22 protein-coding genes are annotated in these 21,191 nt (G+C 68.6%); 18 read left to right on the plus strand and 4 right to left on the minus strand.

What is annotated here, in order from left to right:
- The first annotated feature begins 163 nt into the window (after positions 1-163).
- Both GPX89_RS41170 and GPX89_RS41175 read left to right on the plus strand, forming a co-directional pair.
- Positions 164-1,195, plus strand: a complete 1,032-nt coding sequence (locus tag GPX89_RS41170) for an NAD-dependent epimerase/dehydratase family protein (RefSeq protein ID WP_157393278.1) — start codon at positions 164-166, stop codon at positions 1,193-1,195.
- Positions 1,192-2,211, plus strand: a complete 1,020-nt coding sequence (locus GPX89_RS41175) for a lysophospholipid acyltransferase family protein (RefSeq protein ID WP_157393202.1) — start codon at positions 1,192-1,194, stop codon at positions 2,209-2,211. Before GPX89_RS41170 ends, GPX89_RS41175 begins: the two co-directional genes overlap by 4 nt.
- Before the next feature lie 189 nt (positions 2,212-2,400).
- Here the strand turns inward: GPX89_RS41175 and GPX89_RS41180 are convergent, their stop codons facing one another.
- Entirely contained in the window at positions 2,401-3,435 is a 1,035-nt protein-coding gene (locus GPX89_RS41180) for an HAD family hydrolase (protein WP_407939567.1), read from the minus strand.
- Positions 3,436-3,582: 147 nt separating this feature from the next.
- Between GPX89_RS41180 and GPX89_RS41185 the strand changes: the two genes are divergently transcribed.
- From GPX89_RS41185 to GPX89_RS41205, 5 genes are all read left to right on the plus strand, one after another.
- Complete coding sequence (locus GPX89_RS41185; protein WP_157393203.1) at positions 3,583-3,843, plus strand: glutaredoxin family protein; 261 nt, start codon at positions 3,583-3,585, stop codon at positions 3,841-3,843.
- Between the two features lie 322 nt (positions 3,844-4,165).
- Positions 4,166-4,972, plus strand: coding sequence for a redox-sensing transcriptional repressor Rex (locus tag GPX89_RS41190; RefSeq protein ID WP_328602900.1), 807 nt, complete (start codon positions 4,166-4,168; stop codon positions 4,970-4,972).
- Positions 4,969-6,369: a glutamyl-tRNA reductase gene (locus GPX89_RS41195; protein ID WP_157393204.1), complete on the plus strand. Its 1,401-nt coding sequence runs from the start codon at positions 4,969-4,971 to the stop codon at positions 6,367-6,369. The genes GPX89_RS41190 and GPX89_RS41195 overlap by 4 nt, the downstream gene beginning before the upstream one ends.
- Before the next feature lie 8 nt (positions 6,370-6,377).
- Positions 6,378-7,421 carry a hydroxymethylbilane synthase gene (gene hemC, locus GPX89_RS41200; RefSeq protein ID WP_235949278.1) on the plus strand — a complete coding sequence of 348 codons (1,044 nt, stop codon included), beginning with the start codon at positions 6,378-6,380 and terminating at the stop codon, positions 7,419-7,421.
- Positions 7,418-8,980, plus strand: coding sequence for a bifunctional uroporphyrinogen-III C-methyltransferase/uroporphyrinogen-III synthase (locus GPX89_RS41205; protein ID WP_157393206.1), 1,563 nt, complete (start codon positions 7,418-7,420; stop codon positions 8,978-8,980). The genes hemC and GPX89_RS41205 overlap by 4 nt, the downstream gene beginning before the upstream one ends.
- 439 nt (positions 8,981-9,419) lie before the next feature.
- Here the strand turns inward: GPX89_RS41205 and GPX89_RS41210 are convergent, their stop codons facing one another.
- Positions 9,420-9,740 (minus strand): hypothetical protein, encoded by a 321-nt coding sequence (locus GPX89_RS41210; RefSeq protein WP_328602901.1) that lies wholly within the window; start codon positions 9,738-9,740, stop codon positions 9,420-9,422.
- A 144-nt stretch (positions 9,741-9,884) separates the two neighbouring features.
- Between GPX89_RS41210 and hemB the strand changes: the two genes are divergently transcribed.
- From hemB to GPX89_RS41235, 5 genes are all read left to right on the plus strand, one after another.
- Entirely contained in the window at positions 9,885-10,862 is a 978-nt protein-coding gene (hemB, locus tag GPX89_RS41215; protein ID WP_157393207.1) for a porphobilinogen synthase, read from the plus strand.
- A 22-nt stretch (positions 10,863-10,884) separates the two neighbouring features.
- Entirely contained in the window at positions 10,885-11,397 is a 513-nt protein-coding gene (locus tag GPX89_RS41220) for a hypothetical protein (RefSeq protein WP_157393208.1), read from the plus strand.
- Between the two features lie 278 nt (positions 11,398-11,675).
- Positions 11,676-12,188, plus strand: coding sequence for a hypothetical protein (locus GPX89_RS41225; RefSeq protein ID WP_157393209.1), 513 nt, complete (start codon positions 11,676-11,678; stop codon positions 12,186-12,188).
- Positions 12,188-12,430 carry a hypothetical protein gene (locus GPX89_RS41230; RefSeq protein ID WP_157393210.1) on the plus strand — a complete coding sequence of 81 codons (243 nt, stop codon included), beginning with the start codon at positions 12,188-12,190 and terminating at the stop codon, positions 12,428-12,430. Before GPX89_RS41225 ends, GPX89_RS41230 begins: the two co-directional genes overlap by 1 nt.
- A gap of 58 nt (positions 12,431-12,488) precedes the next feature.
- Entirely contained in the window at positions 12,489-12,713 is a 225-nt protein-coding gene (locus tag GPX89_RS41235; RefSeq protein ID WP_157393211.1) for a hypothetical protein, read from the plus strand.
- Positions 12,714-12,806: 93 nt separating this feature from the next.
- Here GPX89_RS41235 and GPX89_RS41240 read toward each other — a convergent pair whose 3' ends face one another.
- A complete protein-coding gene (locus GPX89_RS41240) occupies positions 12,807-13,190 on the minus strand; it encodes a hypothetical protein (protein ID WP_198347834.1) in 384 nt (127 codons plus the stop codon).
- Between the two features lie 422 nt (positions 13,191-13,612).
- Between GPX89_RS41240 and hemL the strand changes: the two genes are divergently transcribed.
- The 6 genes from hemL (at position 13,613) to ccsB (ending at position 20,644) form a co-directional block, all read left to right on the plus strand.
- Entirely contained in the window at positions 13,613-14,950 is a 1,338-nt protein-coding gene (hemL, locus tag GPX89_RS41245; protein WP_328602902.1) for a glutamate-1-semialdehyde 2,1-aminomutase, read from the plus strand.
- Positions 14,951-15,927: 977 nt separating this feature from the next.
- Complete coding sequence (locus GPX89_RS41250; protein WP_157393283.1) at positions 15,928-16,572, plus strand: histidine phosphatase family protein; 645 nt, start codon at positions 15,928-15,930, stop codon at positions 16,570-16,572.
- Positions 16,569-17,207 (plus strand): TlpA disulfide reductase family protein, encoded by a 639-nt coding sequence (locus GPX89_RS41255; protein ID WP_157393213.1) that lies wholly within the window; start codon positions 16,569-16,571, stop codon positions 17,205-17,207. Before GPX89_RS41250 ends, GPX89_RS41255 begins: the two co-directional genes overlap by 4 nt.
- A gap of 5 nt (positions 17,208-17,212) precedes the next feature.
- Complete coding sequence (locus GPX89_RS41260; RefSeq protein WP_328602923.1) at positions 17,213-18,037, plus strand: cytochrome c biogenesis CcdA family protein; 825 nt, start codon at positions 17,213-17,215, stop codon at positions 18,035-18,037.
- 1 nt (position 18,038) lies between these two features.
- A complete protein-coding gene (gene resB / locus GPX89_RS41265; RefSeq protein WP_157393214.1) occupies positions 18,039-19,658 on the plus strand; it encodes a cytochrome c biogenesis protein ResB in 1,620 nt (539 codons plus the stop codon).
- Complete coding sequence (gene ccsB / locus GPX89_RS41270; protein WP_157393215.1) at positions 19,658-20,644, plus strand: c-type cytochrome biogenesis protein CcsB; 987 nt, start codon at positions 19,658-19,660, stop codon at positions 20,642-20,644. The genes resB and ccsB overlap by 1 nt, the downstream gene beginning before the upstream one ends.
- A 44-nt stretch (positions 20,645-20,688) precedes the next feature.
- Here ccsB and GPX89_RS41275 read toward each other — a convergent pair whose 3' ends face one another.
- On the minus strand, positions 20,689-21,150 hold the full coding sequence (locus GPX89_RS41275) for a hypothetical protein (protein WP_157393216.1): 462 nt from the start codon (positions 21,148-21,150) through the stop codon (positions 20,689-20,691).
- Positions 21,151-21,191 lie beyond the last annotated feature (41 nt).

A 21,191-nucleotide genomic window follows, 5' to 3' on the forward strand; every position in this document is an offset into this window, starting at 1 on the left:
TCATCGTTAGATCCTGGTTAATACTCTTCGGATGGCCCCTACCGGCCGGTTACCCTTGGGGGCGCGGGAATAAAAAGCAGGCAGTGACACAGCAAAACATTGGGGGCTGCGAGTGGGATCCGGTGCGGCAGGGACCCGGGACGGGCAGGCGCCCAAGGTGGTGATGGTGACCGGCGCGAGCCGGTTCTTCGGCGGCAATGTGGTGGCCCGGCTGGCGGCCGACCCCAGCGTCGAACGCATCATCGCCGTGGATGCCAAACAGCCCAGCCGGGAGTTGCTGCGCCGCATGGGCCGCGCCGAATTCGTGCGCGCCGATATTCGAAATCCGTTGATCCGCAAGGTTATCGACGGAAATCAGGTGGACACGGTGGTGCATCCCGCAGCGCTGTCGCGCCCGCCGTCGGGTGGCGGTCGCGCCGCCATGAAGGACATGAACGTCCTCGGCGCCATGCAGCTGTTCGCGGTGTGCCGCAAGGCTTCCAGCGTGCGCCGGGTGGTGGTGCGGTCCTCGTCGGCCGTCTACGGGTGCAGTGCCAAGGATCCGGTGAAATTCACCGAGGAAATGAGCGCGCGCACCCCGCCGCGCGGCTGGTTCGCGCGGGACATGATCGAGGTGGAGGGTTTCGTCCGCGGTCTGGCGCGGCGACGCCCGGATATCTCGGCGGCCATTCTGCGTTTCCCGCCGATCGTGGGTCCGCAGTTGGCCAAACGCGGTGTGCAGTATTTCCGTTCGCCGATCACGCCGACCATCCTCGGCCGCGATCCGCGCATGCAGCTGCTGCACGAGGAGGACGGCATCGCCGCCCTGGTCCACGGAGCGATGACCGCTCCGGGCGGGACCTTCAATGTGGCCGGGGACGGCGCCATGGCGTTGTCGCAGGCCATCCGCCGGGCCGGGCGGATCGAATTGCCGGTCCCGTACGCGGTTTTCCGCACCGTCGGGCGCACCGTCATGGGCCCGGTGATGCGGGAGTTCACCGCGGAGCAGATCGACTACTTCCACTTCGGCTGCGGTCTGGACACCACCCGGATGCGCACCGACCTCGGATTCCAACCGCGCTGGACCACGGTGCAGGCATTCGACGACTTCATAGGGGGCGCAGCGTTGCGGCCCGTGATCGATCCCACGTGGATCGACGCCGCAGAGAACAAACTTCTCGGCCTGCTCGGGGCCGGGACGGGAGCACACCAATGAGTGACGTAGCGAAGGTGATTCGACTTCACGACGTGGATTTCGAGACGCGGCCCAACCGCCCGTCCCGGGTGTGGCCGGCGGGGGAGCCGGCGCTCACCCCCGTGACCTCGCTGACCGATCGGCTCGCCGAAGTCGAAGCGCGTCAGCCCAAGTCGCTGGGTGACCTGATTCGGGGGTCCGTGGCGGAGGGGGTCCGCTACACCGCCGATTTCGCGCGCCGCCGCCTCACCGGCGACTACCAGGTCGACGAATTCGGTTTGGACGAGCACCTTCTCGAATCGGTCATCCTCCCGATGCTGCGGCCGCTGTCGGACCTGTGGTTCCGGGTCGAGGTGTCGGGCATCGAGAACATCCCGGAGGTGGGTGGCGCGCTGATCGTGGCCAACCACGCGGGCACGGTCCCGCTGGACGGGCTCATGCTGCAGCTGGCCGTGCACGACCGGCATCCCAAGCAGCGCGCGCTGCGCATCCTCGCCGCCGACCTGATCTTCGAGACGCCGATCATCGGCGGCCTGGCCCGCAAGGCCGGGCACACCCTGGCCTGCCCCGCCGACGCCGAGAGGCTGTTGCGCGCGGGCGAAGTCGCGGGCGTGTTCCCCGAGGGTTACAAGGGCATCGGCAAGCCGTACGGGGACCGGTACAAGCTGCAGCGTTTCGGCCGTGGCGGTTTCGTGTCGGCGGCGGTGCGCACGGGTGTGCCGATCATTCCGTGCTCCATCGTGGGCTCGGAGGAGATCTACCCGAAGCTGGCCGATCTCAAGCCGCTGGCGCGACTGCTCGGTATCCCGTATTTCCCTGTCACGCCGCTGTTCCCGCACCTGGGCCCGCTGGGCGCGATTCCGTTCCCGTCCAAGTGGTACATCGAATTCGGTGAACCGATTTCGACCGCGGGATATGAACCGGCCGATGCCGATGATCCGATGACGATGTTCGAAATCACCGATCAGGTACGCGAAACCATTCAGGGGACGCTGTACAAGAATCTGATCAAGCGCCGGAATCCGTTCACAGGTTAGATTATGCTCCCCCGCCTCCCCGAATATTCAGCGGGCGGCTGAGAGCCGTTGGCGTTGGGCACCCGTGCCGCCGGTCGGGTGCCCAACCTATTTCGGGGGTACCCGGTGAGCTACCCCCGCGGTTGCGAAATCAGCTGTCGCCTTGGCATATCTCGCGCCGAGTATGGCTGGCGCCGAAGGGAATCCAGCTCAGCTCGCCTTGGCCTCGCGTTTGCGCGAGAGCACCGCGGCCGCCGCGCCGCCGGCCGCGCCGAGTGCGATCGCCGTGGGCACACCGACTTTCGCGGCCTTGCGCCCGGTGCGGAAGTCGCGGATCTCCCAGCCGCGGTTCTTGGCGACCTCGCGCAGATCCGCGTCCGGATTGATGGCCACCGCGGTGCCGACCAGCGAGAGCATGGGCACGTCGTTGTGGCTGTCGGAATAGGCGGTGCAGCGCTTGAGGTTCAGGCCCTCGCGAATGGCCAGGGTGCGCACCGCGTGCGCCTTGCCCAGCCCGTGCAGGATGTCGCCGACCAGACGGCCGGTGAAGACGCCGTCCTCGCTCTCGGCGACCGTGCCGAGCGCGCCGGTCAGGCCCAGCCGCTTGGCGATGACCTGGGCCAGTTCCACCGGCGTCGCCGTGACCAGCCAGACCTGCTGGCCCGCGTCCAGGTGCATCTGCGCCAGCGCCCGGGTGCCGGGCCAGATCTTGTCGGCGATGATCTCGTCGTAGATCTCCTCGCCCAGCGCGGCCAGTTCGGCGGTCGGGCGGCCCGCGATGAACGAGAGCGCCTTCTCCTTGCCCGACGCCATGTCCGAGTGGCTCTCCTTGCCGGTCACCCGGAATTTGACCTGCTTCCAAGCCATATCGACCAGGTCGGAGGTCTTGAAGTACTTGCGCGCCGCCAGCCCGCGGGCGAAGTGCACGATGGACGCGCCCTGCACCATGGTGTTGTCGACATCGAAGAAGGCCGCGGCGGTGAGGTCGCGGGGGACCGCCGGAATCGGCGTGTCGTCATCGTCGCGCAGCGCGAGCTCGGCGTCGTGCAGGGCGATGGCGGCATCGGCGCTGGCCTCACCGGCCAGGTTGGCGCGGACCTCTTCTTCGCTCGGACCGAACGGACTGCGGGTGATGCGGGTGAACTGATCCTGCAGGTCCTGCAGGCCCTGACCCCAGCGCGCCGGGAATTCACCGAATCGTCCCGCGATGAAGCTCGTCCCCTGCTCTTTCGAACGTTCCGGCACCAGTACCTCCGCCTGTTCCGACCAAGTCGCCGGTTAGCCCGGGGCCAATACCTAGGGTGCATGCGCCGGCATAGTCAACAGTAACGCCCGGGGGTGGCCGCAACGTAGACGGCGAACGACATAACGGGAAGTTGTTAGATGGTGGCTATGAGCGATTCGCCACATGCTGTGACTCTGTTGACCCGTAGTGGTTGCGGGCTGTGCCACACGGCACTCGAACAATTGCGGCCGATCTGCGCGGAGTTCGGCGTCGAGGTCGCCACGGTCGACGTGGACGAGGCCGCCGCCACGGACCCGGGCCTGCGCGCCGAATACGGGGACCGGCTGCCGGTGGTGCTGCTGGACGGGCGTGAGCACAGCTATTTCGATGTGGATGAACCGCGTCTGCGCGCCGACCTCGCGAAATAGCGCGCGATAGGGGACTTTTGGGGGTCATGAAACCCGACCCCCTTCCCTCGTGTCCTCCGGTGTGTTGCGTGGCGGGTTCGCGCTGATGAGGGTTGAATGAACCCGGGGCCGGAGCCCGCCGCAAAGTGACTGAATTCACCGACTTTGTGCAGGGCTTCACAAGCGGTTACGGTGGTGGCACGCAACCCGCCTTCTCGGGCAGCGGAAGCGACCCCCTGAACCTGACTCGACCTCGCCTGCAAGGACCGCGACGGTCTCCCGGCGTCGGGTCGACAAAAGAACCCGGACACTCACCCCCGGCCGGACGAGGAGCGCAAGCGACGTGACAGAGCAGCACGAGACGCCGCCGACTGGCGTCTCCAAGGCTCTGCAGAAGGACATCCCGCAGGCCACGGTGGCCCGGCTGGCCACCTATCTCCGAGTGCTCGCCGTACTCGCCGACGACGGTGTAGCCATCGTATCGAGTGAGGAACTGGCTGTCGCGGCGGGTGTCGGTTCGGCGAAGTTGCGCAAGGATCTTTCGTTCCTCGGGCCCAACGGCGTTCGAGGTGTGGGCTACGACGTCGTCAAGCTGCGCGACCGCATCGAGGATGTGCTCGGACTGTCCGAGGGACACCGGGTGGTGCTGGTCGGGGCGGGTCATCTGGGCCGGGCGCTGATCGGCTACGGCGGTTTCCGCCGGCGTGGTTTCGCCATGGTCGGGCTGTTCGACAACGATCCCGCGGTGATCGGCACGACGGTGTGCGGACTGGTCGTCCGCGATGTGTCCGAATTGACCGATGCTGTGGCCGCTTTGGAACCGACCATCGCCGTCATCACGGTGCCGGACACGGCCGCGCAGGGCGTCTGCGATCTGCTGGTCGACGCCGGCCTGCAGTGCATTCTGAGTTTCTCGGCGCTGGCGCTGGACGCGCCCGCGACCGTGGAGGTACGGCGGGTGGATCTCGCGGTCGAGATGCAGTTGCTGTCGTTCGAGCGGGCCCGCAATGCGGAATCGGCCGCGGAGGAAGCCATGAGCGCCGCCGCGGCGGGCACGGCGAGCGTCGCCGCAGGCGATGTAACCGCGGTGTCTACCCCGATTCGCCGGGTACCGATGACAACCAGCAAGGGAGCGGTGGTCCAGCCATGAGTGTGCTTCTCGTCGGGATCTCGCATCGCAGTGCACCGGTAGCGGTGCTCGAGAAGATCGCCATCACCGAGACCGACCGGCCCAAGCTGACCGACAAGATGCTGGCCTCCAGCCACGTCTCCGAGGCGATGATCGTCTCCACCTGCAACCGCATCGAGGTCTACGCGGTCGTCGACGCCTTCCACCCCGCCCTGGGCGAGATCGGCGAATTGCTCACCCGGCATTCGGGTCTGCCGCTGCCGGAGCTCACCAAGCACGCCTACGTCCGCTACGCGGAGGCCGCGGCCGAGCACCTGTTCGCGGTGGCCTCGGGCCTGGACTCCATGGTGGTCGGCGAGCAGCAGATCCTGAGCCAGATCCGCGCCGCCTATTCGGCCTCGGACGCGCAGCAGGCGGCCGGGCGCACCCTGCACGAGCTGGCCCAGCACGCGCTGCGGGTCGGCAAGCGGGTGCATTCGGAGACCGGCATCGATCGCGCGGGCGCGTCGGTGGTGTCGGTGGCGCTGGATCGGGCGCGCGCGGTGCAGGGTCCGCTCGAGGGCCGGACCGCGCTCGTCCTCGGCGCGGGCGCCATGGGCGGGCTCTCGGTGGCGCAGCTCGCGCGCGGCGGGGCCGCCAAGATCCTCGTGGTGAACCGGACGCTGGAAAAGGCGCAGCGTCTGGCCAATACGGCCACCACCATGCACGGGGTGGCCGCCGAGGCCATCGAAATCGATCGGCTGGACGAGGCCATGGCCGCCGCCGATGTGGTGGTGACCTGTACCGGCGCGGTCGGCACCGTGGTCACCCTCGCGGATGTGCACCGGGCGCTGTCGACCAAGGCGGGCACGTCGGCCGGGGTTCGGGAACTGGTCATCTGTGACCTGGGCCTGCCCCGCGACGTGGACCACGCCGTGGCCGGGCTGCCCGGCGTGACGGTCATCGACATCGAGACGCTGCAGCGCGATCCGTCGGCCGGCGCGGCCGCCGACGACACCGCCGCCGCGCGGGCCATCGTGGCCGACGAACTCTCCAAATACCTTGCCGGACAGCGCATGGCCGAGGTCACCCCGACCGTGGCCGCGCTGCGCCAGATGGCCGCCGACGTGGTCGAGGCCGAACTGCTGCGCCTGGATTCCCGACTACCGGGACTGGAATCCACCGAACGCGACGAGGTCGCCCGTACCGTGCGACGGGTGGTCGACAAACTGCTGCACGCGCCGACCGTGCGGGTCAAACAGCTGGCCTCCACCCCGGGCGGGGACAGCTACGCCGAGGCGCTACGCGAGCTGTTCGAACTCAAACCCGGTGCGGCACAAGCGGTTGCCGCGCCGATGGAGATCTCCGCCCTGCAGGGCGAACTGGCCGATGATTTCACCGCCGCCCACCCGGGTGACGAACAGGGGCACACCGCATGACCGGAGCTATGGTGCACGAGAACGAGACAACAGTCCGCGGGACAGTGGATTCGCCCTGGCGCATCGGGACTCGCGGCAGTCTGCTGGCCCTCACCCAGGCCGGGCATGTGCGCGACGCCCTCATCGCCAACGGTCAGCAGGCCGAGCTGGTCATCGTGAAGACCGCCGGTGACCAGAACGCCACCGATCCCGTGCAGAAGATCGGCGTGGGTGTCTTCACCGCCGCGCTGCGCGAGGAATTGGCCGCGGGCAACGTCGATATCGCGGTCCACTCGTACAAGGATCTGCCCACCGCGCAGGACCCGCTGTTCGATATCGCGGCGATTCCGCCCCGCCAGGATCCGCGCGACGCGCTCGTGGCGCGCGACGGCCTGGTGCTCGGCGAGCTGCCGGCGGGCGCGAAGGTCGGCACCTCGGCGCCGCGCCGCTCGGCGCAGCTGAAGGCGCTGGGCCTCGGCATCGAGATCGTGCCGCTGCGCGGCAATCTCGACACTCGGATTTCCAAGGTCGTCAACGGTGAACTCGATGCCGTCGTGGTGGCGCGGGCCGGGCTGGCCCGCATCGACCGCCTCGATGCCGTCACCGAATCGCTCGAACCGGTGCAGATGCTGCCCGCGCCCTCGCAGGGCGCGCTGGCGGTCGAATGCCGCAGCGTCGACACCGAACTCGTGACCATCCTGTCCGCCCTCGACGATCCCGGCACCCGTGCCGCGATCACCGCGGAGCGGGCGTTGCTGGCCGAACTGGAGGCCGGCTGTACCGCACCGATCGGTGCGCTGGCCGAGGTCGTCGAATCCCTCGACGACGACGGCCGGGTGGTGGAGGAGTTGTCGCTGCGCGGCTGCGCGGCGGCGATCGACGGCTCGGACGTGATCCGGGCTTCAGTAGTGGGCTCAGTGGCGGATGCCGAAAAACTGGGCCGAGCACTGGCGCGCGAGCTCTTGGAGCTGGGGGCGCGCGAACTGCTCAGCGTCACGGAGGAATCGAACGACGTGGAATCCGCTGAGCTCACCGACGACAGCAATCCCAGCCCAATGGAGAACCAACGATGAGCCGAGTGACGAAGAAGAATCCCGGTCGGATCCTTTTCGTGGGGTCCGGGCCCGGCGATCCGGCGCTGCTCACCGTGCGTGCCCGGGAGGTGATCGGCCGGGCGACGCTGGCGTTCACCGATCCCGATGTCGACAAGGGCGTGCTCGCCCTGATCGGCACCGCGGTCGAGGAGAACCCGGACGGTACCCGTCCCGTCGACGTGCGTCCCGCCCTCGGTGACGCCGCCGAGGTGGCCAAGACCCTGATCGCCGAGGCGCGCAACGGGTTCGACGTGGTGCGCCTGGTGTCCGGCGACCCGATGACCACCGATTCGGTCATCCAGGAGATCAACGCCGTCACCCGCTCGCATCTGAACTTCGAGGTGCTGCCGGGCCTTTCGGCCGGCACCACCGTGCCCGCCTACGCGGGCATCGAGATCGGCTCCAGCCACACCGAGGTGGATGTGCGGGGCGAGGTGGACTGGGCGGCCGTCGCGGGCGCGCCGGGTCCGCTGGTGCTGCACGCCACCTCCGGGCATCTGGCCGAAACCGCTTCGGCGCTGGTGGAACACGGCCTGGCGCCGCAGACCCCGGTCGCGGTGACGGTGCGCGGCACCACGCGTCAGCAGCGCACCATCGATGCCACGCTGGCCACGCTGAACAATGCCGCGTCCGAACTGGTCGGCCCGCTGGTGGTCACGGTCGGCAAGGAAGTGGACAAGCGCGCCAAGACTTCCTGGTGGGAGTCGCGCGCCCTGTACGGCTGGACCGTCCTGGTGCCGCGGACCAAGGAGCAGGCCGGCGAGATGAGCGAGAAGCTCGTCATGCACGGCGCGATCCCCATGGAGGTGCCGACCATCGCGGTCGAGCCGCCGCGCAGCCCCGCCCAGATGGAGCGCGCGGTCAAGGGCCTGGTCGACGGCCGCTACCAGTGGGTGGTGTTCACCTCCACCAACGCGGTGCGCGCGGTGTGGGAGAAGTTCGGCGAATTCGGCCTGGACGCCCGCGCTTTCAGCGGCGTGAAGATCGCCTGCGTCGGCGAGGCCACCGCGGAGAAGGTGCGCTCCTTCGGCATCAACCCCGAACTGGTGCCCTCCGGTGAGCAGTCCTCCGAGGGCCTGCTGGCCGACTTCCCGCCCTACGACGACGTTTTCGACCCGGTCAACCGGGTGCTGCTGCCGCGCGCGGACATCGCGACCGAGACCCTCGCCGAGGGTCTGCGCGATCGCGGCTGGGAGATCGACGATGTCACCGCCTACCGCACCGTGCGGGCGTCCCCGCCCCCGGCGGAGACCCGCGAGATGATCAAGACCGGCGGCTTCGACGCGGTCCTGTTCACCTCGTCCTCCACGGTCCGGAACCTGGTCGGCATCGCCGGCAAGCCGCACGCGCGCACCATCGTGGCCTGCATCGGCCCCAAGACCGCCGAGACGGCCATCGAATTCGGCCTGCGCGTCGACGTGCAGCCCGAGATCGCTCAGGTCGGCCCGCTCGTCGAGGCCCTCGCCGAGCATGCCGCCCACCTGCGCGCCGAGGGCCTGCTGCCCCCGCCGCGCAAGAAGAGCCGCCGCAGCCGCTGAACTCCGACGGCCGCCGTTGCCCGGCAGTCATGACGACAATCGGCCCCGCATCCGAGGATGCGGGGCCGATTGCGTTTCCCGGCATTCGGGGCGATGCAGGGGTGTGCCCCGATACCGGCTCCGGACGCCCCCGACCAGCCCCGGCGTCCGGCCATTGCCGCTCCGGTATGGACCGCGGCAACGAGTGGCGCGCACCCGGCGGGCGGATGCGTCTTGCGGATACGGCTTTTCGGGGGTGGGGTCGCACTCGTCATGCCGATCGACGGCAGCACCCTCGCGGGGAGTTCGGCCGTGACCGTATTGGAGGGTCTGCTGGGATCCCTGATGTCCGGCTCGGGCAGTCCGTGTACCACTCATTGCGACCCCAACACCTAGCGGTGCCTCTCCGGTCGAGGTTCGCCGAATCCGCCGGTGCGATGCCGGCGAACCTCTGCGGCTGTCAGCGCTGGGCCGCCATCAGGCGGCGGACCATGCGGCAGGTGGCGTCCGAGGGCCAGTGCACGCCGATGACTTCGGCTGTGGCGCGGATGGTTTCGTTGGTCGCCTGGTCCGGGCTGAAGGCTCCGGCGTCCAGCAGCGCGATGGCCAGCCGCATTGCCTTCAGCCGGCGATTGTGCGAGATGTACCACGAGCGCGGGCGCCCGGCCGGCAGCGGCTGCTTGGCCAGCGGCCGCCACGCGTGATCGATCATGTCCCCCTTCTTCGGCACCCCGGCGGGCTGGTTCCTCTTGTCGGACATGCTGGTAACGGCTGCGAGCACGGCGACTCCCTCCATCGAACGTATCTTCGATTCTACCCGGACCCACCGACAAAATCCGCTGCTCACAATGACTTTCAAGGTCATCGGAGGCCCGGCCGACGAGGCGCGCGCACCCGGTTCGCGGACCGGGCATAGTATGCGAACATGACCGGAATGGACCGCCCTCGGCGGTTGCGCCGCACTCCCGCCATGCGTCGGCTCGTCGCCGAGACCAGCCTGGAGCCGCGGCACCTGATTCTGCCCATGTTCGTCGCCGACGGGCTCGACGAACCGCGTGAGATCTCCTCCATGCCAGGCGTTTTCCAGCACACCATGGATTCGCTGCGCAAGGCGGCCGTGGAAGCGGTGGCCGCGGGCGTGGGCGGGCTCATGCTCTTCGGCGTGCCGAAGGCCGAGGACAAGGACGCGCAGGGGAGCGGGGCCAGCGATCCCGACGGGATCCTCAACCGCGGGCTGCGCGCGCTGGTGCACGAGGTCGGCGGCTCGACGGTGGTGATGGCCGACACCTGTCTCGACGAGTTCACCGACCACGGGCACTGCGGCGTGCTCGACGCGAACGGCGCTGTCGACAATGACGCCACCCTCACGCGCTATGTCGAAATGGCGCTGGCGCAGGCCGAAACCGGCGCGGACCTGCTCGGCACCAGCGGCATGATGGACGGCCAGGTGGGCGCGATCCGGGAGGGCCTGGACGCCGCCGGATACGCCGACACCGGCATCCTCGCCTACGCCGCGAAGTACGCGTCCGCGTTCTACGGCCCCTTCCGGGAGGCGGTCGGCTCCTCGCTGCAGGGCGATCGCCGTACCTACCAGCAGGATCCGGCGAACCGCCGCGAGGCGATCCGCGAGCTGGAACTGGATCTGCTCGAGGGCGCCGACATCGTGATGGTGAAGCCCGCCATGTCGTATCTGGACATTCTGCGCGAGGTCGCGGATCGCTCCACCGTGCCGGTGGCGGCGTATCAGATCTCCGGCGAGTACGCGATGATCACCGCGGCCGCGCAGCGCGGCTGGATCGATCGCAAGGGCGCCGTGCTGGAATCGCTGCTCGGCATTCGACGGGCCGGCGCGGACATGGTGCTCACCTACTGGGCCACCGAGGCCGCGAACTGGCTGCGGTGAGCGGAACCGAGTAGCTCCTGTCGTGAATCCGATGGTCCCACCGGGCATTTCGCGCCCGACGCCGGAAGACGTCCGCACCGCCGCCCAACTCTGGTATGCCGCATTGGGTGTCGGTGTGGTGCAGGCGATCTCCGCCCTGATCGCCCAGTTCGGGCAGCGGCACGAGCTGGCGCAGAAGATGTTCGACCAGGTCAAGGAACAGCAGCCGACCGTGACGCTGGCGCAGGTGCAGGTCTGGACGGTGATCGTGTTCATCCTGGTCGCGGTGTTCTGGCTGGTGCTCACCGGGGCCGCGGTGGCGGTGGTGTACCAACTGGGCCGCGGAAAGAACTGGGCGCGAGCGATTCTCACCGGCTTCGGGGTCTTCCTGGTGCTCGGTGCGGCGGGCACGCTGTTCGGGTTCGGGACCGAGAAGGGTATCGCCGCGCTGGTCGCGGGCGGGGCCGGGATCGTGCAGGCGGTGCTGGCCGGCGGGGCTGTATTCCTGTGCTACCGAAGCGAATCCGAGGCTTTCTTCCGCCCCAAGCCGCAGTAGTGACTCCGAAGTTTGTTACTAACGGACTAACAGGTATGGTGAGGGTAGTCACAGGGATTTCGGGAACCGGAAGCCGGCCGCCACACGTTGTGTTATGGCGTGCCTCGGCCCCGGGAAGGCGGAGGCAACGATGCGAGTGGTGATCCAGCAGCCGCACAGCCTGCGGCGCGACGTATTGGTGCTGAGTCTGCTGTTCCTCTTCGGACTGCTCACCCTCGCCGTGCTGTTGATTCCGGGCCTGGCCCACTGAGCGATTCCGCGATCTTTACGCTCGACCTATGAGTGAGGCCATCAACGCCCCAGGGGCCGTGCTGTTCTCCGAGCCCGGCGCGCGCTGGCGGACCATTGCCTACGGGCCCGCGCTGTGCGCGATCATCCTGGCGATCGAGCTGATTCGCGGCGGCGCCGTCCACTGGTTCGGGCTGGCCTTCTGCGCTGTGCTGCTGGCCGGATTCGTGTGGCTGCAGGTGGTGGCGGGCAAACGGCACATCAGTGTCGAGCTGACGCCGGAGAGCCTGCGCGAGGGCACCGAGGTGACGCGCCTGAACGACATCGCCGAGGTGCTGCCGGAGGACGACCAGGAATCCTGGGATTATGAGGACTGGCAGTCGGCGCGGGCGCTGGGCGAGTTGACCGGAGTGCCGCGGCGGCGCAAGGGGATCGGGCTCAAACTGAAAGATGGCCGCCTGGTGCAGGCTTGGGCACATGACCACGTCACGCTGCGAGCCGAGCTGACGGCCGCACTGGAGCGGTCGAACGGTGGGACGGTGGAGGAGAAGGAGGCGCAGTGATGCGGGGGCTGACCGTATTCGCCGAATTCGTGCTCGTGCCGCTGCTGGTGGTGGCGGCGGTGTGGTGCTGGCGCAATGGGATTCAAACGAGCATGTTCAAGCCGCAGGGTGAGGCGCCGGCGTTTCATGCCACGCGGTATGTCGGGCCCTGGCTGGCCGGGTCGGCGGTGTTCGCGATCGGGGCCGGGCTGGCGCTGATCGATGTGCTGGCGCGCGCGTTCCGGCGGACACGCCGTACATAAGGGTGCGAAGTTTGTTTTCGCCTTGGAGGGCTTCGGTTCCGGGCGGAGACTGGAAGACATGAAGCGCACAGATCTCGTGAAACGCATCGCCGCCGCGGTGCTGGCCACGGGGGCCGTCGGCGCTGTGGCGATGGCTCCGGCCGCCGCCGCGTCGGTCGATACCGCCCCGGATCTCCGGTCGCAGCCCGTGGCGACGTCCTGGGAAGACCTACTACCGCCCCAGCTGAATTGCCTGCTGTCCACCGGATGGGCAGTGTTCTGCCTGGGGATTCCGCTCTCCTAGCGGGTCGATGCACAACGTCGGTGGTGGCGCGACCGCAGACCGCGCCGCCATCCTCGTTGCCGAAAAGCTGTCAGCCCTGCTTACGCGGAACCCTCAGTTCCAATTCTGGTAAACGTCCAGCACCCGGCCGCCGTGGCTACCCGGAGCATTGAAGAAGACCACCACAGTGCCGTCGGGATGATCCCCGGCCTCCATGACCACCTGCCGCAGTGAGGCGTGCACGCCGCCCTTGTCGTCCTTATATATCTGCGTGTCCGGCTGTAATCCGGCGCCCATTCGGCTCAACGGCACGAACATGCTGATCACTGCGGGAATTGGGCCATCCGCGATAGCGACGGTTTCATCGTGGGAGAGCACCACGCCCACCCGGCCCTGATCGACCTGGGCCACCGGTACGCCCGCCCCGGCCGCCCCGGCCGCGGCCAGGACCCCGGTCGTCATCGCCACGATTCCCACCCCGAACAGAACGACCCGCATACGTCTCGCCCTCTCTCCGAAGCCGCCTCCTGCGCCGAGACATTACGCACCAGCAATCAACTAGCGAATAATGTTGTCCGAAACTCACTCCGGCGTGTTGCGCCCGGCGCGTCTGCACTCGCCGAGTTCTCGACGGGACGACTTCACAGTGGTGTGAAGACAGGCGAGTTCCAGCCGTGTGTGACCCGTTGCTGCGAGTTCGTTCCGCCCCTTATGTCTTGTGGTCCACCTGGAGATTCGCGGCGCGGCTCGTTCTGGACTGAGCGGAGCGGAGGAGCGAAGCGGGGGAGCGGAGGGAGGGAAGAACGAGACTTGCAGCGCCGCGAACCCGCCCGGAGCGCAGCGGAGGGCAAATGGGACACAGCCCACTCGACTACACCCTGTCGTGGACGGGTCGGGGGGCGGCTGAGAGACTGGGTGCCGTGAGTTCTTCTCCGCGTGTGAGCCAGGTGTCGGTCCCGGTCTCAGCCCAACTTTTCGAACGCGCCGCGGCGGTCATTCCGGGTGGCGTGAATTCGCCCGTGCGCGCGTTCAAATCCGTGGGCGGCACGCCGCGGTTCATCGCGTCCGCGCGCGGCTGCACGCTGACCGATGCCGACGGCAACGAGTACGTGGACCTGGTGTGTTCGTGGGGTCCGATGATTCTCGGGCACGCGCACCCGGCGGTGGTCGAGGCGGTGCAGAAGGTGGCCCCGGGCGGGCTGTCCTTCGGCGCGCCGACCGAGGCCGAGATCGAGCTGGCCGAGGCCATCGCGGGCCGGGTCGCGCCGGTCGAGCGGGTGCGGCTGGTGAACTCGGGCACCGAGGCCACCATGAGCGCGGTCCGGCTGGCGCGCGGCTTCACCGGGCGCAGCAAGATCGTGAAGTTCAGCGGTTGCTACCACGGGCACGTGGACGCACTGCTGGCCGACGCCGGTTCGGGCGTGGCCACGCTGGGTCTGCCGACCTCGCCGGGCGTCACCGGCGCGCAGGCGGCCGACACCATCGTGCTGCCCTACAACGACCTCGAGGCGGTGGCCGCGGCCTTCGCGGCGAACCCGGGTGAAATCGCCTGTGTCATCACCGAGGCCGCGGCGGGCAATATGGGTGCGGTCGCGCCGGTTCCCGGATTCAACGAGGGACTGCGCAAGCTCACCTCCGAGCACGGCGCGCTGCTCATCATGGACGAGGTCATGACCGGTTTCCGGGTGAGCCACTCCGGCTGGTTCGGCATCGACGGCGTGGCCGGTGACCTCTACACCTTCGGCAAGGTGATGAGCGGTGGCCTGCCGGCCGCCGCGTTCGGCGGGCGCGCCGACATCATGAACCACCTGGCCCCGATGGGCCCGGTCTATCAGGCGGGCACGCTGTCCGGGAACCCGGTCGCGGTGGCCGCGGGCCTGGCCACGCTGCGCGCGGCCGATGAGCAGGTGTACGCGACGCTGAACAAGAACGCGGAGCGGCTGGGCGGGCTGATGACCGATGCGCTGAGCGCCGAGGGCGTCCCGCACCGGGTGCAATTCGCGGGCAATATGGTGAGCGTGTTCTTCGCCGAGAACCCGGTCACCGACTACGCCGCCGCCAAGGCGAGCGAAACCTGGCGTTTCCCAGCCTTCTTCCACGCCCTGCTGGACGCCGGCGTGTACGCGCCCCCGAGCGCCTTCGAAGCCTGGTTCGTCTCGGCCGCCCTCGACGAGAACGCGTTCGACCGCATCGCCGCCGCCCTCCCCGCCGCCGCGCGCGCCGCGGCGGCCGCCACCCCCGAAGGACCCGCCGCGTGAGCTCAGCCCACCCCGACTCCGGACTACCCGCCCCCAGCCCCCACGAGGCCCCCCTCTCCGCCGCCGACGCCTCCCGCCTGCTCGACTCCATCCGCCAGGCCGAGCACGACCTGGCCGTCACCGGCGAACACATCATCGTCTCCCCGGCTGCCGAATCCGCCTTCGCCGCACAGGAATCGGGCAATTCCGGCGCGGTGTCCCCGGTGCCGTCCACGGACTCCGCCGTGGAGGCCGATGCCGCCCACGCCGCTGCCCATGACGCCGCCGGTTCGGCCGAAGAGCCCGCTGTACCGGCCGGCTCCGACGATTCCGGCGTGCGGGGTGCGGGCAGTGCGCGCGCATCAGCCGCGGGCGCCGAGCCCGTGTTCGAGGCTGCCGTGTCCGCGGCCGAGGAATTCGCCGCCCACGCCACCGACTACGACGAGGCGAGCGAATACGCTGCCGAGGTCCCCATCGGCTCCGGGGTCGAAGCCGTCTCCCACCCTGCTCCGGCGGGTGCGTTCGGCGATCCTGAGCCCGAGGCCATGGCGTCCGCGGCGGAGGAATCCGCCGCCCCGGAAATCGAACATGCCGAGAGCGTCACCGCTGCGGCCGGTTCCGCTGACCCGATCGAATCGGATGAGTCCGGCGCTGTCGACGCGTCGGGGAGCGGCTTCACCGCGAATGCTGCCGGGCACGGCGCCGAGGGGGTACCGGTCGGCTCCGCGGCCGAGGTGTTCGCGGCCGTTGCCGATGCCGCCGATGAATTCGCGGCGAGTGCTGCCGATCCCGCTGCCGTCGCGGCGGTTTCGGAGTTCGTCGAGTCCGCGGCGTTCGTGGCCGAAGTGGTGGTCGAGGTCGATCCCGCGGACGACGCGGCCGAATCCGATGCGGCGCAGGTCATCGCAGCCGAAGCCGTCGATGCCGTCGCGGGTTCGGATGCCGTCGCGGGTTCGGGTGAAGGCGCCGATCCTTCCCGCGCGGCGAGCGGTTTGATTCTGCCCGGGGACGTGGCCTCCGATGTCGAGACGATCGTGCACGTGTTGCGGCACGGTGAGGTGCACAATCCGCGGGGCGTGCTGTACGGGCGGTTGTCCGGGTTCCAGCTGTCGGTGACCGGGCGGGCGCAGGCGCAGGCCGTCGCGCGATCGCTGGCCGATCATGACATCGCGCTGGTGGTGGCGTCGCCGCTGCAGCGGGCGCAGGAGACCGCGGATCCGATCGCGGCCGGGCACGGGCTCACCATCCGGACCGATGAGAATCTGATCGAGGCGGGCAATACCTTCGAGGGGCTGGGGGTTACGGCCAGCACCCTGCGCAAGCCCCGGCACTGGTGGAAGCTGCGGGATCCGTTCACGCCGTCGTGGGGTGAGCCGTATCTGCAGATCGCGCACCGGATGCTGGCCGCGGTGAACAAGGCGCGGGTGGAGGCCGCCGGTCGGGAGGCCGTGCTGGTGTCGCATCAGCTGCCGGTGTGGACGCTGCGGCGATTCCTGCAGGGCCAGCGTCTCTGGCACGACCCGCGCAACCGCCAGTGCTCGCTGGCGTCGCTGACTTCGCTTGTCTACCAAGGCGACACGCTGATCGACATCGTGTACTCCGAACCGGCCGGTGCGTCCGATCCTTCGGTGACCGGAGCATGAGACCGGCCATCGCGTCCCGGCCCCGCACCGCCCGCCCCTTCCGGCGTGCGGTGGCGCTGCTGGCGGGCCTGTGTGTGGCGGCCGTGCTGGCCGGGTGTACGACGGCGGGCAAGGACGCGGTGGCCCAGGGCGGCACCTTCGACTTCGTCTCCCCGGGCGGTAAGACCGAGATCTTCTACGATCCGCCGTCCTCGCGCGGCACCATCGGCAAGCTGTCCGGCCCGGATCTCATGCACGACGGCAAGACCGTCGGCGTGGACGATTTCCCGGGCCAGGTCGTGGTCGTCAATATCTGGGGTCAGTGGTGCGGCCCGTGCCGCGCGGAAGCCCCGGCGCTGGAACAGGTTTACGCGGCGAGCAAGGACAAGGGCGTCGCGTTCCTGGGCATCAATGTCCGTGACAACCAGAAGGACAAGGCCCAGGACTTCGTGACCGACAACAAGGTCGGTTACCCCTCGATCTACGACCCGTCCATGCGCAGCCTGCTCGCGCTCGGCGGCAAGTTCCCGACCAGCGTCATCCCCACCACCATCGTGCTGGACAAACAGCATCGGGTGGCGGCGGTGTTCCTGCGCTCGCTGCTGGCCGAGGATCTGCAGCCGGTGGTGGACAAGCTCGCGCAGGAGCAGTCGTGAACCACGTGACCGTGCTTGCCAGCGTGGGGGATTCGTTCCAGCAGACCGCCGCCACCGGGCCGTTGCTGCTCGCGCTGGGCGCGTGCCTGCTGGCCGGGCTGGTGTCGTTCGCCTCGCCGTGCGTGGTGCCGCTGGTACCGGGCTACCTGTCCTACCTGGCGGGCGTGGTCGGTGCGGAGGCCCCGCCGGTGACGGTCGAATCGGCCAGGAGTGTCACCACCGATGCGGCGCAGCGCCGTTCCGCGCGCCTGCGGGTGGCGGGTGCGGCGGGCCTGTTCGTGGCGGGCTTCACCGTGGTGTTCGTGCTCGCCTCGGCGACCGTGTTCGGCGCGATCCAGGCGCTCAATGTGAATCGCGATCTGCTGCAACGCATCGGCGGCGTGGTGACCATCGTGATGGGGCTGGCCTTCATCGGCCTGATTCCCGCGCTGCAGCGCGACACCCGCATGGAGCCGCGCCGGTTGAGCGGCATTGTCGGAGCCCCGCTGCTGGGCGCGGTCTTCGCGCTCGGCTGGACGCCGTGCCTGGGCCCGACGCTGTCGGGCGTGATGGCCGTGTCGGCGGGCACCGAGGGCACCACCGCGGTCCGCGGCGTCGCTCTCATCGTGGCCTACTGCCTGGGTCTGGGCCTGCCCTTCGTGATCCTGGCCTTCGGTTCGGCGACCGCGTTGCGCGGCGTCGGCTGGCTGCGCCGTAATTCCCGCACCATTCAGGTGATAGGCGGTCTGCTGTTGGTGGCCGTCGGCATCGCCCTGGTGACCGGGGCGTGGGACCAGTTCGTTTCCTGGGTCCGCGACGCCTTCGTCTCGAATGTGACCCTGCCGATCTGACATGACTGCCACCATCGAAACCCCCAGCGCCCCCGCCCATCCGCCGCGTCAGTCGCCGCTGCGCCGTGCGATCGGCCTGCTGCGCAACACCTGGCGCGGGCTCACCAGCATGCGCACCGCGTTGATGCTGTTGTTCCTGCTGGCCCTGGCCGCCATCCCGGGCGCGCTGCTGCCGCAGCGCAGCCTGAACGCGGGCAAGGTCGACGACTACATCCGCAATCGCTCGACCCTGGGCCCGTGGATGGACCGGCTGCAGCTGTTCGACGTGTTCTCCAGCTTCTGGTTCACGGCCGTCTATGTGCTGCTGTTCGTTTCGCTGGTGGGCTGCATCCTGCCGCGTTGCCTGGACCACTACCGGGCGCTGCGCACGCCGCCGGTCAAGGCGCCCCGCAACCTTTCCCGCCTGCCGCACCACTGGTCGGGCAGCGACGCCGCGACCCCGGAGGCCGTGGTCGAGCGGGCCCGCGCGCAGATGCGCGGCTGGCGCACGGTCGTGCAGCCGGGCAATCGTGAAGGGGAACTGACCCTTTCGGCCGAGAAGGGCTACACGCGCGAGCTCGGCAACCTGGTCTTCCACCTGGCGCTGGTGGGTCTGCTGGCGGCCGTGGCGATCGGCAAGCTGTTCGGTTACGAGGGCAATGTGGTCGTGCTCGCCAATGACGGGCCGGGCTTCTGCACCACCTCGCCGGCGGTGTTCGACTCCTTCCGCGCGGGCAATGTGAACGACGGCACCGGGCTGACGCCGATGTGTGTGCGGGTCAAGGACTTCAAGGCCGACTATCTGGAGAACGGTCAGGCGTCGATGTTCACCTCGAACATCCAGTACCAGACCGGTTCCGATCTGAACTCCGACACCTGGCGCGACGCGCGGATCCAGGTCAACCATCCGCTGCGGGTCGCGGGTGACCGGGTCTACCTGCAGGGACACGGTTTCGCGCCCAAGTTCACGGTGACCTTCCCGAACGGGCAGACCCGCACCGAGGCCATCCAGTGGAAGCCGGACGACGCCACCACCTTCCTGTCCTCGGGTGTGCTGCGGATCGACCCGCCGGGCGGCATGTATCCGACCGAGGAGGAGCGCCGCAAACATCAGATCGCGATCCAGGGCCTGTTCGCGCCGACCGCGCTGATGCACGGGCAGTTGCTCACCTCCATGTATCCGGCCATGAAGGATCCGGCGGTGGCGATCGACATCTACCAGGGCGATACCGGTCTGGACACCGGTCGCGCGCAGTCGCTGTTCGCGCTGGATCAGGAGATGATCAAGCAGGGTCGCCTGGTCAAGCAGAACCGCGTGAACCTGAAGCCCGGGGAGACCTCGACCCTGCCCGACGGCACCAAGGTGACCTTCGACGGCGCGGAAGAGTTCGTGAACCTGCAGGTCTCGCACGATCCGGCGCAGCAGTGGGTGCTGGTGTCGGCGTTGACCATGATGGCGGGCCTGCTGGTGTCGTTGCTGGTGAAGCGCCGCCGCATCTGGCTGCGGGTGTACCCCGGCGAGGAAGCCGACGGGGTACGACGTACCGTAGTAGAAATGGGCGGATTGGCCCGCACCGACCAGGCCGGGTGGGGCGGCGAATTCGACCGCCTGCGTGAGCGGCTGCTGACGGGAGACAAGTAATGCCGATCGACTCGAATATCGCCTCCTACAGCGATCTCGCCTTCAAGTCGGCCATCGTGATCTACGCGCTGGTGTGGATCATGCTGGTCTGGCAGTTCGCCCTCACCCGCACGGTGCCCACGACCACGCGCCAATTGGTCACCGCCGGAGGCGGTTCCGACACCGTCGACGAGCTGCCCGCCGACGTCCCCGGCAAGGTGACGCCCCGCGGCGTCGAGCGCCCGTTCCCGGAACGCCTGGGCAATATGGCCTTCGCGGTCCTGTTCGTCGGCTTCGGCGTGCACGCGGCCTCGATCGTGCTGCGCGGCTTCGCAACCCACCGCTTCCCGCTCGGCAACATGTTCGAGTTCATCTCCATGGCGACGGCCGCCGCCGTCGGCCTGGGCTTGGTGCTCTTGCGCGACCAGCGCTACCGCGCCATGTGGTCGTTCCTGCTCGTCCCCGTGCTGATCCTGCTCTTCCTCGCGGGCACCAAACTCCACGTGGACGCGGCTCCCGTCGTCCCCGCCCTCAAGTCCTACTGGCTTCCCGTCCACGTCACCGTCGTCTCCATCGGCTCCGGCGTATTCCTGGTCTCAGGCGTGGCGAGTCTGCTCTTCCTCTACCGCATCTGGCAGCCCGCAGGCGCTGAGTCCGACAACATCTTCGGCCAGTTGGCCCGCCGCCTCCCCGATGCCCAGCTCCTCGACCGCCTCGCCTACCGCACCACCATCATCGGCTTCCCCATCTTCGGCGCGGGCGTAATCCTCGGCGCCATCTGGGCCGAAGCCGCCTGGGGCCGCTTCTGGGGCTGGGACCCCAAGGAAACCTGCTCCTTCATAGCCTGGGTCCTCTACGCCGCCTACCTCCACGCCCGAGCCACCTCGGGTTGGCGAGACACCAAGGCCGCCTGGATCAACATCGCCGGCTTCGTAGCAATGCTGTTCAACCTCTTCATCATCAACATCGTGGTGAGCGGCCTGCACAGCTACGCGGGCCTCAACTAGCGCGAGGTTCGGCCACGGCGGGCCGAACCTCGGCGTTGGGGGACCTACTTGGCCGAGAGGCTGCTGAGCAGGCCGCCGATGACCGGTATGGAGGAGGCGCTTCCGGTCGACGCGGGCGCGGCGGCTACGGAAATGTTGGTGATGATGGTCGAGATGTATTCCGAGGTGCCGTTGAGGTCTTCCTCGACCCAAATCTGGTGGGTGCCTGCAGTTTTCGGTGTCCACTGAGTGGAGCCCGACCAGTTGGGCGCCGGATTCTTCGTTGTGCTGTTCAACGTGTTGCCGGTGACGTCTTGGTCGATCAGATAGAACGTCGCGCCCGGGGCGACCGGGATCGTCGCATTGACGGTATAACTCTGACCGACAGTGAAGTTGCTGCCTATGAGGGTGGTGCTGCCGTTGGTTATGTCCGCCAGTGCGGACGGCGCGGTGAGCGCCGGTGCGGCGATCACCGCGGCGACAGCTGCCGCGGTGGCCAAACCGCGGCTGACCCGTGATGCGTTCAAGAGAATCCCTCCCAAGTGTCGAAAGTTCCCATGTGTCATGG

This window comes from Nocardia terrae (assembly GCF_009760405.1).
GTDB lineage: Bacteria > Actinomycetota > Actinomycetes > Mycobacteriales > Mycobacteriaceae > Nocardia > Nocardia terrae.

Coding starts and splice junctions, on each gene's coding strand:
- GPX89_RS41255 (WP_157393213.1), top strand. CDS start 16,569: ATGAGACCGGCCATCGCGTCCCGGCCCCGCACCGCCCGCCCCTTCCGG.
- GPX89_RS41225 (WP_157393209.1), top strand. CDS start 11,676: ATGAGTGAGGCCATCAACGCCCCAGGGGCCGTGCTGTTCTCCGAGCCC.
- GPX89_RS41170 (WP_157393278.1), top strand. CDS start 164: ATGGTGACCGGCGCGAGCCGGTTCTTCGGCGGCAATGTGGTGGCCCGG.
- hemB (WP_157393207.1), top strand. CDS start 9,885: ATGACCGGAATGGACCGCCCTCGGCGGTTGCGCCGCACTCCCGCCATG.
- GPX89_RS41230 (WP_157393210.1), top strand. CDS start 12,188: ATGCGGGGGCTGACCGTATTCGCCGAATTCGTGCTCGTGCCGCTGCTG.
- resB (WP_157393214.1), top strand. CDS start 18,039: ATGACTGCCACCATCGAAACCCCCAGCGCCCCCGCCCATCCGCCGCGT.
- GPX89_RS41185 (WP_157393203.1), top strand. CDS start 3,583: ATGAGCGATTCGCCACATGCTGTGACTCTGTTGACCCGTAGTGGTTGC.
- GPX89_RS41240 (WP_198347834.1), bottom strand. CDS start 13,190: ATGCGGGTCGTTCTGTTCGGGGTGGGAATCGTGGCGATGACGACCGGG.
- ccsB (WP_157393215.1), top strand. CDS start 19,658: ATGCCGATCGACTCGAATATCGCCTCCTACAGCGATCTCGCCTTCAAG.
- GPX89_RS41175 (WP_157393202.1), top strand. CDS start 1,192: ATGAGTGACGTAGCGAAGGTGATTCGACTTCACGACGTGGATTTCGAG.
- hemC (WP_235949278.1), top strand. CDS start 6,378: ATGGTGCACGAGAACGAGACAACAGTCCGCGGGACAGTGGATTCGCCC.
- GPX89_RS41205 (WP_157393206.1), top strand. CDS start 7,418: ATGAGCCGAGTGACGAAGAAGAATCCCGGTCGGATCCTTTTCGTGGGG.
- GPX89_RS41235 (WP_157393211.1), top strand. CDS start 12,489: ATGAAGCGCACAGATCTCGTGAAACGCATCGCCGCCGCGGTGCTGGCC.
- GPX89_RS41195 (WP_157393204.1), top strand. CDS start 4,969: ATGAGTGTGCTTCTCGTCGGGATCTCGCATCGCAGTGCACCGGTAGCG.